The sequence below is a fragment of the Bacillus sp. FJAT-26390 genome (assembly GCF_001682865.1).
Classification (GTDB): domain Bacteria; phylum Bacillota; class Bacilli; order Paenibacillales; family Paenibacillaceae; genus Pristimantibacillus.
In genome coordinates this window covers 881,033-896,054 of record NZ_MAQX01000022.1, presented here as the reverse complement: position 1 = coordinate 896,054, position 15,022 = coordinate 881,033, and the positions used below count along the sequence as shown (strand labels likewise).

Annotated in this window: 12 protein-coding genes; 3 read left to right on the top strand and 9 right to left on the bottom strand. The window is 50.3% G+C overall.

All coding sequences use genetic code 11. The features are described from left to right. Nucleotides 1-205: 205 nt before the first annotated feature. The 7 genes from A7975_RS20640 to A7975_RS20610 form a co-directional block, all read right to left on the bottom strand. The gene (locus A7975_RS20640) at nt 206-1,471 is read right to left on the bottom strand and encodes a hypothetical protein (protein WP_065386339.1); all 1,266 of its coding nucleotides are present in this window, start codon (nt 1,469-1,471) and stop codon (nt 206-208) included. A 148-nt stretch (nt 1,472-1,619) separates the two neighbouring features. Further along, complete coding sequence (larC, locus tag A7975_RS20635; protein WP_065386338.1) at nt 1,620-2,972, bottom strand: nickel pincer cofactor biosynthesis protein LarC; 1,353 nt, start codon at nt 2,970-2,972, stop codon at nt 1,620-1,622. Nucleotide 2,973: 1 nt separating this feature from the next. Next, nucleotides 2,974-3,648 (bottom strand): nickel pincer cofactor biosynthesis protein LarB, encoded by a 675-nt coding sequence (gene larB / locus A7975_RS20630; protein WP_065386337.1) that lies wholly within the window; start codon nt 3,646-3,648, stop codon nt 2,974-2,976. Next, nucleotides 3,645-4,460 (bottom strand): ATP-dependent sacrificial sulfur transferase LarE, encoded by an 816-nt coding sequence (gene larE, locus A7975_RS20625; protein ID WP_053375117.1) that lies wholly within the window; start codon nt 4,458-4,460, stop codon nt 3,645-3,647. The genes larB and larE overlap by 4 nt, the downstream gene beginning before the upstream one ends. Before the next feature lie 26 nt (nt 4,461-4,486). Further along, on the bottom strand, nt 4,487-6,001 hold the full coding sequence (locus tag A7975_RS20620) for a gluconokinase (protein WP_065386336.1): 1,515 nt from the start codon (nt 5,999-6,001) through the stop codon (nt 4,487-4,489). Then, nucleotides 5,998-7,275: a nickel pincer cofactor-dependent isomerase, group 22 gene (locus A7975_RS20615; protein WP_065386335.1), complete on the bottom strand. Its 1,278-nt coding sequence runs from the start codon at nt 7,273-7,275 to the stop codon at nt 5,998-6,000. The genes A7975_RS20620 and A7975_RS20615 overlap by 4 nt, the downstream gene beginning before the upstream one ends. Continuing rightward, nucleotides 7,272-8,033, bottom strand: coding sequence for an SDR family oxidoreductase (locus A7975_RS20610; RefSeq protein ID WP_053375114.1), 762 nt, complete (start codon nt 8,031-8,033; stop codon nt 7,272-7,274). The genes A7975_RS20615 and A7975_RS20610 overlap by 4 nt, the downstream gene beginning before the upstream one ends. Nucleotides 8,034-8,202: 169 nt before the next feature. Here A7975_RS20610 and A7975_RS20605 point away from each other — a divergent pair, with 169 nt between their 5' ends. After that, the gene (locus tag A7975_RS20605) at nt 8,203-9,189 is read left to right on the top strand and encodes a LacI family DNA-binding transcriptional regulator (RefSeq protein ID WP_065386334.1); all 987 of its coding nucleotides are present in this window, start codon (nt 8,203-8,205) and stop codon (nt 9,187-9,189) included. A 23-nt stretch (nt 9,190-9,212) separates the two neighbouring features. On the opposite strand, the gene A7975_RS20600 is transcribed toward A7975_RS20605, so the two are convergent. Further along, nucleotides 9,213-10,433, bottom strand: a complete 1,221-nt coding sequence (locus A7975_RS20600; protein WP_065386333.1) for a helix-turn-helix domain-containing protein — start codon at nt 10,431-10,433, stop codon at nt 9,213-9,215. A gap of 132 nt (nt 10,434-10,565) precedes the next feature. Between A7975_RS20600 and uidA the strand changes: the two genes are divergently transcribed. After that, the gene (gene uidA, locus A7975_RS20595; RefSeq protein WP_065386332.1) at nt 10,566-12,365 is read left to right on the top strand and encodes a beta-glucuronidase; all 1,800 of its coding nucleotides are present in this window, start codon (nt 10,566-10,568) and stop codon (nt 12,363-12,365) included. 90 nt (nt 12,366-12,455) lie between these two features. Beyond that, nucleotides 12,456-13,865 (top strand): MFS transporter, encoded by a 1,410-nt coding sequence (locus A7975_RS20590; RefSeq protein ID WP_065386331.1) that lies wholly within the window; start codon nt 12,456-12,458, stop codon nt 13,863-13,865. Nucleotides 13,866-14,103: 238 nt separating this feature from the next. Here the strand turns inward: A7975_RS20590 and A7975_RS20585 are convergent, their stop codons facing one another. Further along, on the bottom strand, nt 14,104-14,853 hold the full coding sequence (locus A7975_RS20585; protein ID WP_065386330.1) for an N-acetylmuramoyl-L-alanine amidase family protein: 750 nt from the start codon (nt 14,851-14,853) through the stop codon (nt 14,104-14,106). Between the last annotated feature and the right edge of the window lie 169 nt (nt 14,854-15,022).

The following is a 15,022-nucleotide window of genomic DNA, read 5'->3' as shown; positions in this document are numbered from 1 at the left end:
GCCATTGCTTGCTTCTATTATAGTACTCCCATGCTCAATGCTCAAATGAAGGCAACCGAATGAAAGAATGAAAAATGGACAGCGCAGAGCATTGAGCATTTGGCCATTCGTTGGAGTGGTAGATCTCCTCTATGAAAGAAAAGGCGATTCCCCGCCTACCCGGTAAGAATCGCCTTTTTTTGCTTCAATCTTCTTATTAATTCGGCTAGGTAATATCCTTGCCCAGAAAACGCCAGAAATTACGGTTTAGCAGATCATCCAAATCTCTTTTGATTTCCTCTTCGGTCACTTCCCACCCGCTGTGGTGCAGCTTCTCATATTTGTCCGCCAGCACGCTACCGATAATTTTCCGCGAATGCTCCCATTTATAGATCAGCTGCTCGAAGACACGGCAGTCGGAGTGCTGCGGAATGACCGAGGTGCCTAGAAGCTCAATACGGAACCTCGTCATCTCCTCAACCATAGATTCGATATGCAAAAACCACCAGCATCCGAAGATCATCAAATTGCGGAATTTGCGGGCAAGCACCGTCAATTCATGCTGATTCTCTCTTGCCAGCATCGTAACAAGAAACTTTTGCTCCGGATAACGTCGGCATAGCGCTTCCACGGCAGACACGTCTGACAGCATGCTCATATCGCCGGCTAATCCGAGCGCCGGGTTCACTCTTCTCCGAACGCCGATCATGAGCGCAAAAGGGATCTGCTGCTCTTGGCATACGGGAATCATGACCTCATCCATCATTTTGCTTCTATGGTCCTCAGCGGGATACCTGAAATCACCCGGCATGGAGACCGCAAGGTAAAGAGCATCCATCCGAATGATCCATTCCGATAGAAAACGGCGCGTTTCCTCCTTTGTCCGCTCCGTCCATTCCGCCGTTACGTCAAATCCGAGCTTTTGCAGCTCGCTTACGGCGTGAGGCCAATCATTAAGCAGAGCATCCACCCGAAGCGCCGCAAAAAAACGAGGGTCCGAATTTCCTTGGCCGGACAACCAGATCGGCCGCTCTAAAGCGTCAAAAGGGTCGTTTGTCATGACGATTTTTTCAATTCCCGCAATCTGCATCACTGTATCAACCTGTTCATAAACGGAGCGATTCGCCAAGGCTTGACGGTAATCGTCCAGATTGCGAGAGGACACGTCGAATCCGAGCCGTTTCAAAATGGTAATAAAACCGCTGGCCGCCTCGCTTACCGGGGAATGGTCGATGAACAATTGCTTCCATATCCAATCCGCTTGCTCGCGCTTAGACATCGACCAGAAATGGCCGTATTCGTCCTCGGACCATCTGAATGATTCCGAAATCAAATAATGGTACGTCAGCAGATCATCAATGCCCCATAGCAGCAGCTCTCCAAATCCAGGCGAATATAAATGGGTATGCATATCCGTGACAGGCATGCTGTTAGCCAGTTTCTCTACCGTTACACGAAGATCTGCCAAGCTTATAACCGATTGTGTATTCATTATCATTTCCCCCTTATTAAGTTGATCCATTACTAGCAAGGATCGCATTATAACAACGTTGTTATAGATAGGTAAAAGAATAGCGCCCATTGGGTTGCGGGACGCACTTGCGGCCAACAACCCATAAACACGCTTCGCTAGAGGCCTCTTAATCGTTTAATCGTTTATATACTTCGCGATAAACCGTTTCAAGAGGTATTCCGGATGCACGGGCAGCTTGCGCCGCATCCTCAAATTCCGGAGATTGGCGAATGATCCTCTCGCCGTCGATAGCCTGCTTCACTCTGACTGAGCCGTACTCGGTTTCGACCGTAATCCATCTTCGCTCAAGCGCCTTGCGCTGCCACTCGCTGCGGCGCACGCCGAAGGTGGATGTCTCGGCAAGCAGCGTATCCTCGCAGCGATCGCTATCCGCTGGACGGCACAATACGCTGATGAGAACACCGGGACGATTTTTTTTCATGTAAACCGGCGTATGGTAAACGTCGAGCGCCCCAGCCTCGAATAACCGCTCCATCGCATAACCAAGCGTCTCCCCCGTAGAATCGTCCACTTGGGCTTCGAGTACAACGATCGTCTCTTTGTTTTCTTTATGCTCCTGCCCGTACAAAACAGCGCGCAAAACGTTCGGATGTTCAAAATCCTTGGTTCCTGCCCCATAGCCAATCCGGTCAATCGTACCCGCGGGCAGCGGACCGAAGCTAGAGGCCAGCGCTTTGACGATTCCGGCTCCTGTCGGCGTCGTCAATTCACCTTTCGCCGTGAACGCCGATAACGGCACTCCTCGAAGCAGCTCCGCCGTCGCAGGAGCCGGAATCGGATACAAGCCATGTGCCATGCGGAGCTTGCCTGTTCCTGTCGGCACGGGAGAAACGACGATGCTGCCGGCATCGAGGCTCTCGAATGCTAAACATACGCCAATGACATCTAAAATGGAGTCCATCGCTCCTACTTCGTGAAAGTGCACGTCAGCCGGGTCCATGCCATGAATTTTGCCCTCCGCTTCGGCAATTAATTGAAAGATAGACAAGCTTCGCTCTTTAACGCGGTTCGGCAAGCTTGATTTTTCGATCATCCGCATAATATCGGAAGCTTTTCTGTGCTCATGGCTATGAGCGTGATCATGATGGTGATCATGGTCTTGGCTATGATCGTGTGCATGATGGTGTTCATGATCGTGGCTATGACCGTGCGCATGATGGTGTTTATGATCATGGCTATGATCATGCGCATGATGGTGATCATGGTCGTGGCTATGGTCGTGAGCATGGTGATGCCCATCAACGCTATCCTCTTGCCCGCTGCTATCAAAGCTTAGCTTCAGCCATTTCGCTGTGATGCCCCTCCGATCCACCTTGACGAATTCCATCGTAAACGGATCGATCGGCAGCTTCGATAGATGGCTGATAATGTAGTTCGGGTCTGCGCCAAGGTCCACGAGCGCGGACAATGCCATATCCCCTGCGATGCCTGAAATGCAATCCAAATAAACCGTCCTCATGCTAAGTGCCCTCCGCTACCAATTGTAAAATCATCGCCGCCTGAAAACCTGCCCCAAAGCCGTTATCGATATTGACTACCGTTACCCCGGCTGCGCAGGAAGTCATCATGGCAAGAAGCGTCGTTATGCCTTGCAAATTCGCCCCGTATCCCACTGAGGTTGGCACGGCAATAACCGGCCTTCGCACGAGTCCTCCGACCACGCTTACCAAGGCGCCCTCCATGCCAGCGACTCCTATGACAACTGAAGCTTCCCTGATCCTGTCCTTCTGGCTTAGTAGCCGCTCTATGCCGGCAACGCCAACGTCATAAATGCGATCAACCTCGCAGCCCATCCACTCGGCAGTTCCCGCCGCTTCCTCCGCTACCGGAATATCGGATGTGCCTCCGGTCACGACGGCTACCTTACCTGGGAGCCTCCGCGCTGAGCGGCCTAACGAAATAAGGCGAGATGCTTCGTCATAATGCGCGTCTGGAAATTTAGCGACCACTCGCTCGCCCATTTCAGCCGTTGCCCGCGTCACAAGCGCCCTGCCATGGACTTCAACAAGCCGGGAGAAGATCGTTTCAACCTGGTCCGTTGTTTTGCCCTGTCCAAAAACGACCTCCGGATGTCCGGTTCGCTCGCTTCGCCCGATATCCAGCTTGCAAAAGCCTAAATCCTCAAACTCATTCATAGCGCCGCCCCTCCACGTTCAAGCACTTTGTTCATGCTGCCGCTGCGGTAACCGGATAGATCCATCGCCACATAAATAAAACCAAGCTCTTTCAATCGTTCTGAGATCGCTGACGAATGGCCGATCAACTGCTCCATCGCTTTGGGCTCGACTTCGATTCTGGCGATATCGCCATGGCTTCTTACCCTTACTTGGCCAAATCCGAGCGAACGGATATAGCGCTCGGCTTCTCCGACGCGGCCAAGCTTCTCGATGGTTATCGTCTCTCCGTATGCAATTCGCGAAGAAAGGCAAGCAAAGGACGGCTTATTCCAAGTGGCTAGCCCATGCTCGCGGGATAGGTCACGGATTTCTTCTTTATAAAGGCCCGCTTCCTGCAACGGGCCGCGCACGCCACGTTCCTTCGCTGCTTGAACCCCCGGCCTATGCTCATTCATGTCATCCGCGATCAGCCCATAGACGATATGGCGGTAAGCTCCGTCCTTGATGAACGGCTCCAAATGCTCGAACAGACTCTTTTTGCAAAAATAACAGCGGTTCGCATTATTCTCTTTGTAACCCGGAATATTAAGTTCCGATGTCTCGATCACTCGGTGCGCAGCGCCAAGACTCTTCGCCAGCTGAATGGCTTCCTGAAGCTCTTCCGTCGGGTACGTTTCCGAGTCAGCCGTGACCGCCAAGACACGCTCGCTTCCGAGCGTTTTTATGGCGGCATCCAGCAGGAATGTGCTGTCGACGCCTCCGGAAAACGCGACCACGACAGATTCCATTTCCATTAGAATCGCTTGCAGCTTGTTAAATTTATCATGCATGGTCCTGCTCCCTCCTACTGCTCAACTCATCCAACAGACGTATGCTGAATCTTCGATATGTCCCTCATCGGTTCTTTCAATCGATCGTATAAGCTTAAATATAGCGGAAGTAAACGTTGATATTGTTCATGGTTCGTTGCATTCGGTTCATAGACGCTTCCATCTTCGACCTTCCACCTGAGCAGCGGACCTTGGCAGCCTTCCATCGCGTAGAGTCCAAGCTGAGCGGCTCCAAGTCCCGAGCTTTCAACCGATACCGGCACTCTTACGGATACGCCCAGCATATCCGCCATCATTTGGCACCATATAGTTGAACGCGCAAATCCGCCTGAAGCCCGCACTTCCTTTGGCGCTTCTCCGGCTTGCTTCATTAAAGAAACAATCGCTGTCATTTGGAAAATAACGCCTTCCATTGCAGCACGGAGCATATCTGTCTCGTTATGCGAGAGGGTCAAACCGAACATGACGCCTTTCGCCTGCGCGTCCCAGAAGGGAGCCCTCTCACCCGATAAGAGCGGCAGAAAGAGCAATCCGTTAGCTCCCGCAGGCACAGCTGCTGCAAGGGGAAGCACCTCTTCAACACTCTTGCCTGGGTAAAGGCGATCCGTAATCCACCTCGCAACGATAGCGCCATTATTGGAAGGCCCGCCTACAATCCAATGCTCCTCCGTCAGCGCGTAACAAAACAGCCGCCCTGCAGGATCGAAAGCAGGCCTGCTAACCGCTGTTCGCACCGCGCCGCTTGTGCCAATCGTAACTGCGAGCACGCCTTCGTCCACAGCCCCGATTCCGAGATTGGCAAGCACGCCGTCTTGTGCGCCGACAATGAATGCCGTACGCTCATTAAGCCCCATTCGCGCGGCCGCTTCCCGCCTCAATCCATCGATCCGTTCCGTCGTTGGAACTAATGTTGGCAGCTGTTCCTCGCGGATACCAGCCAGAAGCAGCGCTTCGCTATCCCATGTCAACGCTTCCAAGTTAAATAGGCCGGTTGCGCTTGCGATAGAATGATCCATAATGACAACCCCGAATAGCCTATTCAATATATATTCCTTTATGCCAACGAACTGATGTGCAGCGTAAAACAAACCCGGTCGCTCTTCCCTCATCCAAATCAGCTTGACGAGCGGCGACATCGGGTGGATCGGCGTTCCCGTCCGCAAGTATACCGGCAAGCCGGTGCCGTCGGCGAGCAGCCGCTCGGCTTGGGCAGCGGCGCGCAAATCTGCCCATGTAAGGCTTGGAGTAAGCGGGAGTCCGCCTTCATCCAGAAGAATCAAGCTGTGATTCGCTGAACTAAAGGTAACGCATACCACTTGCTCAGCCGAATATCCGCCTTTCTTCATGACGCTGGCTACACCGTCCAGCACAGCCTCGTAGATGACATCCGGGTCCTGCTCAGCATAACCCGGACTTGGCGTGTGCAGCGGATATTCAATCGATTCGCTGCCTTGAATGTTTCCTGCAAGGTCGACAGCCAGCGTCTTCGTGCTTGTCGTTCCGATATCAATGGCGATGACAATTGGGTTATCCGCATTCATTTTGGCAAATATCCTTCCTCGTCAAACGTCCAGTCGTATGGTCCTTCCAAAATTTCAATGCGCGGATTGCGTTTTGCCTCCTCAAGCAGCGCTACCGATATTTCAATCGTCCCAAGGTGAAGCGTATCTCGGATGCGAACCAGCTTGCAGGTTGTATAGTCCAAAATGTTGCAGGTTTTGATGCCCGCTTTAATGGCATCCCGGTCATTCGCAAGCGTCGTCGCTTGTTTGGTAGGCGCGCAGACCGTTGAGGTCAGCCCATTGGCATAAGTGCTCGGCCAATCCGTCTTGCTAACCAGCCGGCTCGTCGTGAAATCGGCCGTGCCTACTCCATTGGCATTTCCTTGCGACTCTGGCGTAAGGTCAAGAACGACCATCTTATTGACCTCAGGACCGCCATGCGCGTACGGCGTAGGGTATCTGCCTGTAATGTTCGGATCGGCTCCGTCTCCGCTAATGTTCTTGCCGATGTAATCGATCACAAGCACGTCGAGCTCGGTAAAAAGAATTTGGGGAAGCCGGCTTTTCGCTTCCACGAGCAGCTCCTTCTCCCTTTCCTCCATAATATCGGTGCCCAGAACCTCGATCCGGCAGATCTGGTCATAGGCGTTCTCCACAACCGCCACTCCGAATTTAATCGGAAGCTTCTCGATCATCACCTTCGCCATTGCGGGCACGTTCTCAGCCATATATTTAAAGCCAAGCTGATGGCAGGCTTCCGCTCCCTTTTGCTTGCCAAGACCGATGGAGATCATCTTAAACATGCCGCTTTCAATCGTCCCGCGAAAAGCGGTATGCGGCTTAATGCGGTTAATGACGACGATTGCATCCGCCTCCGTCGCCGCGATTTTGTCACAATATACCGGCAAGCCGTTCGGCAAATGTTCCAGCAGGACAACTTCCATCGACGAACGCACAGGACAACCCATCCGCTGCTCGTCTATGCCAAGGTGTGCAAGCACCTCCGTCTGTCCTTCTGCTGTCGCTCCCCCATGGCTTCCCATGCACGGCACAATGAACGGCTCAGCGCCGATTCTCTTCAGCTCGTCGATCACTGTCTTGGTCAGCTCATCGATGCGGGAAATGCCCCGGCTGCCAACGGCGACCGCAACCTTGCTTCCGGTTATAATCCCGATCATCGAATCGGATGTTCGCAGCCGCTCGCTTAGATGTCCAATCGGATCCTCTAGAGTCGTGTCGTCAAATGATTGGCGAATCTTCACAAGCTTTGGAATCGGTATGTCCTGAACTAGCTGTGATAAAATATCGCTCATATGGTCATCGCTCCAAATCCGCCGTCTACCCGCAGAAAAGCGCCCGTTACAAACGACGATGCTTGCGGAGAGGCCAAGTATACAACCGATCCCTTAAGCTCCTCCGGCGAGCCGAACCGGTCCATCGGCGTATGCCGCATAATCGATTCAATTCGGTCCGGCGATAAAATCTTTTTGTTTTGCTCCGCAGGGAAGAAACCTGGAATAATAGCATTAACCCTTATGTTATGCGGAGCAAGTTCACGGGCCAGAAACTGCGTTACGCTGTTGACTCCCGCTTTTGAAGCCGAGTAAGTAAACACCCGGGATAGCGCAGGGGCGGATGATACCGATGAAATATTAATAATGGAGCCGCCGGTACCCTGTTCAACCATTCTTTTCCCAAAAACTTGGCTTGCCAGCACGACGCTCTTGAGGTTAACGTCCATAATCCGGTCCCATTCATCCATTTCGAGTTCAAAAAACGGTGTCGAGCTGTTCGTGCCGGAGGCATTCACCAGCGTATCCACGCGTCCTCCCCATTCCAATACTTGGCCCAGCACGGATTCCAGCTCATCCTTTTTAGTCGCATCGGCTTGGAAGGATGTTGCTGTACCGCCGCTTTGCTCGATTTGCTTGCAAACCAATGCGGCCTTCTCCATATCCCGGCCAACGACAGCCACCTTTGATCCCGCTTCGGCAAGCGCACCTGCCATGGCGCTTCCCAGCACGCCATTTCCGCCGATCACGACTGATACGGTATCCTGTAAATTAAACATCAGCGAATCACTCCCACTCCAAATTAACAACGTTGTTATTTTCATCATAGCCGAATCTTTCTTAGCTGTCTATACGAAAAACATACCGCTTTCATTTGCAAAATAGGTGTTCTGTGATAAAGTGAACGACATAAAAGAGTCAGGTATATGTGCCTTCCGGAGGGAATCCATGGTAACCATTAAAGATATTGCAGACCGCGCTGGCGTCAGCTTCTCCACTGTCTCGAAGGCGCTAAGAGACAGCCCGCTCGTCCAGCACAAAACAAAGCAGCATATTCTTGCCATCGCCAAAGAAATGGGCTATCAGCCCAACATTGCCGCACGGAGCCTCGTCTCCAGAAAAAGCGGGGCAATTGGCGTCGTATGGCCGTCGATCGAACGCGCCGCGCTTTCCTCCCTGATTACCAAAATTAATGAGCAGCTCGAGATGCAGGGCTATGTCACCTTGCTATCGATCAGCAATTTAGAATCGGCCGTCGAAATCTTCCGCAGATATCAAGTCGACGCCATCCTTGTCTTCGGAGACCAAGATAGCTTTTCCAGCTTCAACCAGCTTAATCCGCTGCAAATCCCCATTCTCACCTATGGCGCAGCCGGATACACGCCCTATTCAGCGGTTGACGTTAACCGGGGCCAAGCCGTTCGCCTAGCCGTTCGCCATTTGGCGGGACTCGGCCACACTAATATCGCTTATATCGGGGAACCGCAGTCGCATGATCCTTTGCAGACGGTCAAGATCGAAGCTTTCCGGGAAGAGATGGACGCTCTAGGTCTCCCCGCCGCGCACGATGCCGTGCTTTTGATGAACGGACTAGAATTTCACGACGGCTACATGGCCGCGCGAACCATGCTGGAGAGATCGCCGCGCCCAACGGCTGTAATCAGCGGCGGCGTCGATTTGACCCGCGGCATCCTTCGGGCAATCGGCGAGCACGGGCTTTCCGTTCCGCAGGATTTATCCGTCGTCAGCTATGACAACCTGCCGCAGATGGAGGACCTCGGCGTCCCGATGACCGTAGTTGGCGTTGCCATCGCTACGATAACCTCGGTGATCGCCGCAACCATTCTTGAACTTATAGATCAACCGGAATCGCTCAAAACCGTTTACCTAGAGCCCGAGCTTGTCGTTCGCTCTTCTACATCCAAGATGAATTAATTTCTTTTCGTTATTACTAGCGATCACATCGTATTTCGGTAAACGGTCGGCGTCATGCCTTCCAGCCTTTTGAATATTCGTGCAAAATAACCGGCATCTTCAAAGCCGACATACCCGGCAATCCGGTCGATCGAGGCGCTGCCCTCTTTGAGAAGGAGCTTAGCCTCGTCTATCCGCATCCGGTTTTGAAAATCAGTAAGCGTCATTCCAGTTTCCTTTTTGAATTGCCTCGACAAATGCGCAGGATGCACAAGGCAATGCTCTGCCAGCCGTTTCAGATTCAGCGGTTTGCTGAAGTAGATCCGAATCTGTTGCGCCGTTTTCTGCACGACTTGCGAATACCCTGAAACGGCCTTGTTTTTCACTAAATCGCAATATTCATCCTGCATCACCTCACGAAGAGTATTAAGCGAATTAATGCTCTCCGTACGCTCGATTTGCTTTGAAAATTTCTCGGAGATGTGATGAAGGAAAAACGGATGAACCTTCCCTCTCTCCGCTGCCATTCGTAAAATCGTATTAAATACGATGAGCATGTTTTTCATCGCCCTGATCGGCTGATTCGGAAATCTGGAAGAAAAATCGAACCAATTTTTGCTCTGTGACATCGTTTCTTTTAATTTTTGTTTATCGCCATTTTCGACCGCTTGCATAATTTCCTTCTCCAGCTCGTATTTGACCTCCATTAATTTCGAATCATGCTCATCCGGCTGCTGCAAAATATGCAGCAGTTCCTTCCCCTCTAACCGGTCCGAAACCTCGTCTTGCAAGTCAACGCAGTCATAGGGAGCCTGACGGACCATGCCCGCGTGTTCCAGCAAGTTGACGGCGCTCTGAATTCTGGAGCTGCTGAACAGTTTTAAGCCGCGCATAAAATCCTGCATGATATTTCGCTTATATGGCTCTGTATGGAAGATTGAATCGATTTTATTCAGATCCGGCATTTGCATGAGAAAAGGCCCCAATACCCAAATACTCGCCTCATCCCCTTCGATCGCGATCATTTTTGATAAATAAGACAGTCCCATCTCATTGGTATACAAACAGCTTCGGCTGCCCTCCTGCTTTGTTTGCCTGCTTAGCAATAAGAAATCTTTAAGCTGCATCGCAAATAAAAAATCCGGAATCAAATCACGTTCATGCGCTAACCGCACAGTCCCATCCTTCGCTAAAATGGTCGTATTCGTATCGATCAAATGATAAATCGTTTGGCTTGCCGATGTCAGTAGTACATGCTGCACCATTGTTCACCATTCCTCCATAACGTTAATACAGTCCTGAATATGCTTATTCCATCCTTCTCTCGTCCTTTGAATCTGATTATACTCATTTTGTAAGCATTTTCAAAGTGATATACACGACAAGGGGGACTTCATTTGTTATATCCGATCATAACGGATTCACGTGGCATTATTGAATTGAACGGCATTTGGAATTTCAAGCTGGATAAGGGTGAAGGCTTTGAGCGCAAATGGAACGAAACGAAGCTTGCCGATACGATGCACATGGCGGTGCCTGCTTCTTACAATGATGTAGGCGTAACTGCTGACATTCGCAATCATGTCGGTTATGTCTGGTACGAGCGAGAATTTACGATTCCAAGCCTTCTCTTGTCGCAGCGTATCGTGCTGCGGTTTGGCTCTGCTACGCATACGGCGCAGGTTTATGTGAACGGTAAGCTAGCGGTCACGCATAAAGGCGGATTTACGCCATTCGAAGCCGAAATCAATCCATTCTTGATAAAAGGCAAAAACCGATTGACGGTGGCCGTCAACAATATTTTGGACGAAACGACGCTTCCTATTGGCGATTATAGCGAGAAGGAAGTTGCTGGTCTTGGCAAGGTCATCCGAAACAAGCCTAACTTCGACTTCTTCAATTATGCCGGTATTCATAGGCCAGTGAAGATCTACACAACACCTCAAACCTATCTCAAGGATGTCACCATCGTTACAACGCTGCAAGGAGCATCCGCCACTGTACAATACGAAGCAGCTGTCGTTGGCGACGCTGAGGTGCATGCCCGCATCTTGGATCAGGAACAAACCGTCATCGCAGAAGCGGCCGGGGCGCAAAGCGTTGTCAGCATCAAGGAGGCGCAGCTTTGGGAGCCGATGGACGCGTATTTGTACAGCCTTCAAATTACTTTAATCAAGGATGGCAATATCATCGACGTGTATGAACAGCCCTTTGGCGTCAGGGAGATACAAGTAAAGAACGGTCAATTCCTCATCAACAACAAGCCCTTTTATTTCAAAGGCTTCGGCAAGCATGAGGATTCGCCGATCCATGGCAGAGGTTTTGATGAAGCGGTCAACGTGACTGATTTCCGGTTGATGAAATGGATCGGAGCGAACTCCTTCCGGACGGCTCATTACCCTTACTCCGAGGAATTGATGCGATTAGCGGACAAAGAGGGTTTAGTCGTTATCGACGAAACGCCTGCTGTCGGCCTTCATTTGAACTTTATGGCCACGATGTTCGGAGGCGGCGAGAAAAGAAATACATGGCAAGAGCTAACGACCGGTGAGTATCATGGGCAGATTATCCGCGAGCTGATCGACCGCGATAAAAACCACGCCTGCGTGGTCATGTGGTCCATTGCCAACGAGCCCGCTTCCGAAGAAGAAGGCGCCTACGAATATTTCAAACCGCTTGTGGAGCTTGCCAAATCGTATGATCCGCAGCATCGGCCTGTAACGATCGTTACACATCTCATGTCAACGCCTGACACATGCAAAGTAGCAGAGCTGGTTGATGTGCTTGCTCTCAATCGCTACTATGGCTGGTACGTGGATAGCGGCGACTGGGAAATAGCGAAGTTCAATCTGCGCAATGAATTTAATGGCTGGTATGAGCGCTGTCCCGGTAAGCCGATTATGATGACCGAATATGGCGCGGATACGGTAGCTGGCCTGCATGATGTTGATCCTGTCATGTTTACGGAGGAGTTTCAAGTCGAATACTTAAAGGCTAACCATGAGGTTTTTGATGAGTTTGAACATTTCATTGGCGAACAGGTATGGAACTTTGCTGATTTTAATACGAGCCAAGGATTCATCCGCGTGCAAGGCAATAAGAAGGGCATTTTCACGAGGGACCGAAAGCCTAAATACGCGGCGCACGAGCTGCGCAAGAGATGGCTTGCCATTCCAGACTTCGGGTATAAAAAGTAAAACGCTTTGGCATGCAGCTATCGTTACAGCCGGGAGTGATTATTAGTCTCCCGGCCTTCATGAATCATTCGGTAATAGGGGTGGACAAATATGCTTCAACACGCAGAGCTCGCAAATGAAATCATTATTCCTTCAAAGATAAAACAAAGAAAGTTCGGCAGCAGGGATAAAATCGGCTATATGTTCGGCGATATTGCAAACGATATGTTTTTTGCGTTAATCGGCGGATATTTGATGTTATTTTATACGGATATTTACGGGATTTCCGCTGCGGCAGCAGGCATGATCTTGCTGGTGGCGCGAGTGGTGGATGCGATTTTCGACGTTGTTTGGGGAGCGTTTATCGATTCAAGGCCTGTAGGGCCAAGAGGGAAATTTAGGCCTTATTTATTATTCAGCGCCATTCCTGTAACCGCTTTCGGAGTGCTGACCTTTACGCATTTCCCCGTGAATGAGAGCTGGAAGGTGATCGTAGCCAGCATCGCCTATATAATTTGGGGTTTGGCTTACTCAACGATCAACATTCCTTATGGCTCGTTGGCTTCTGTCATGACCTCCGACCCTGTAGAGAGAACCTCCTTGTCTACGTTCCGAACACTCGGCGCTATTTTGGCAAACGTTTTCATTATGGTCGTAGCGCCTATCATTATTTTCGGGTCGGGCAAATCGCCATCCGCCCAAGGCTTTCTAACCATTGCTGCGATATGCGCGGTGCTTGCCAATTTGTTCTACTTCTCTTCCTACAAATTAACCGTTGAACGTGTGCAGGCAGCAAGGAACGCTCAGAGAAAAATAAATCTAGCCGCTTCCTTAAAAGGCTTCTTCAAAAATAGAGCGCTGCTTGGGCTTATGATCGCTTCCTTCGGCTTTTTAGCTTCTTTTATGACGGTTAATGCCCTTACGCCGTATTTGTTTAAAGATTATTTCCACGCTCCGCAGCTGATCGCATTGTCCGGATTAATCGGACTTGCTTCGAGCTTTGTGGCAATGCCGATTATTTCTCCGCTTGCCAAGCGTTATGGAAAAAAAGAAACGGCCGTTATCGGCTTGGTCATCGCTTTTATCGTTAACGTGCTCATGTACCTTCTTCCGATTACTAGCCCTTATGTCTACATGGCATTAAACTGTATTTCCGGCTTCGGCATGGCTTTCTTGAATATTCTAGTTTGGGCGCTCGTGTCCGATTGCATTGATAATCAAGAAAGAATTACCGGCAATCGTGAAGAAGGAACGGTGTACTCGGTCTATTCGCTCGTGAGGAAGATCGGGCAAGCTGCGGCAGGCGGGATAGGCGGGTTTGCTTTGGTTGCGGTCGGCTATAACTCCAGCTTGCCTTCACAATCGGCAGAAGTAGCTTCGGGAATCAAGAGCATTATTACGGTAGTTCCCGCATTAGGCGCGTTAGTGGCGCTTGTCTCGATTTACTGGATTTATGATTTGACCAAAAAAAGGCTGTTTGAGTTAAATGCAGAATTAACGCACATCCGCGAACAGAAATAAGGGAGCCAATGGCCGATTACCGTGCCCGTGCCGACAGCCCCTTTACGAATTTCCAGCTCGTTTGGGTGAAATAGAACTACGCTGCAGCTCTATTTTCGGCATATGGTGAAAGGGTTGCCATTTGCCGGGTATCGTGAACCGACACGGCTTTGCGCCAATCTGCAATAAAAAAAGAGCGATCCCAAAGGTCATTCCAGACCTTTCGAGACGCTCTTTGTCGATTATCTAGATTCAAAGTTTAGGAATGGATAATGGCTTCTTGCGGCTTGTTCATAAAATATTGCTTCAATCCGTCTACAATGGCCCTCGCAGTACGATCTTGTCCATCCTCACTGAGGAGAGCAGCCTCTTGTGCGGGGTTCGTCAAATAACCAACTTCAAGCAAAATCGCCGGCACCTTGCTGAGTGATAGAACCTTCAGCTGCCCATTTTTGATGCCACGGTCATCAAAGCCCAATTCCTTTACTACACTGTCATGCACAACTTGGGCTAACTGAATGCTGTCGTCATGGCGGTAAAAGGTTTCGGTTCCGCCAACGGATGGATCGGTATAGGTATTGGCATGTATGGATACAAATGCATCTGCATTCATCTGATTCGCTATTTCAGGACGCTCGTCCAAGTCGATAAACGTGTCGTCACTTCGAGTCATATAAGGCTCAAACCTTTCGTCTAGCTTAAGCAGATCATAAACCTTTGCGGATAAGGACATCGTAAACAGCTTTTCCCTTTGTCCGCTAACCCCTTCAGCCCCCGGATCTTTGCCGCCGTGTCCCGCGTCGATGACTACCTTATATTTCTTTTTTAATTGATCGACCTCCACAAGCTGATTCGACGGTTTTTCTGTTGGAATTGCTGACAATGCTTGTGATTGCTCTAATCGGTTAGCGGCAATGCCGATCATCGTTACGGCGATCAACAATAGTATGAATAAAATAACGATAAATCTTGCGAGACGAACTTTTCGTTTCTTCGTGTACGAATGCATGTTGTCCTCCTAAAAATATAATGTCTATCAGCTACTTCTAGTTATACTTGAGCGTCATTTCGAGCGTATGTCAGACTTGTAAACAATTTGTATCTAAACTTGCCGAATCCCGTCGTTTAACGGCAACAAAAAAACTGCCCTTACAGCGAATGGCTGCAAGGGCAGTTTT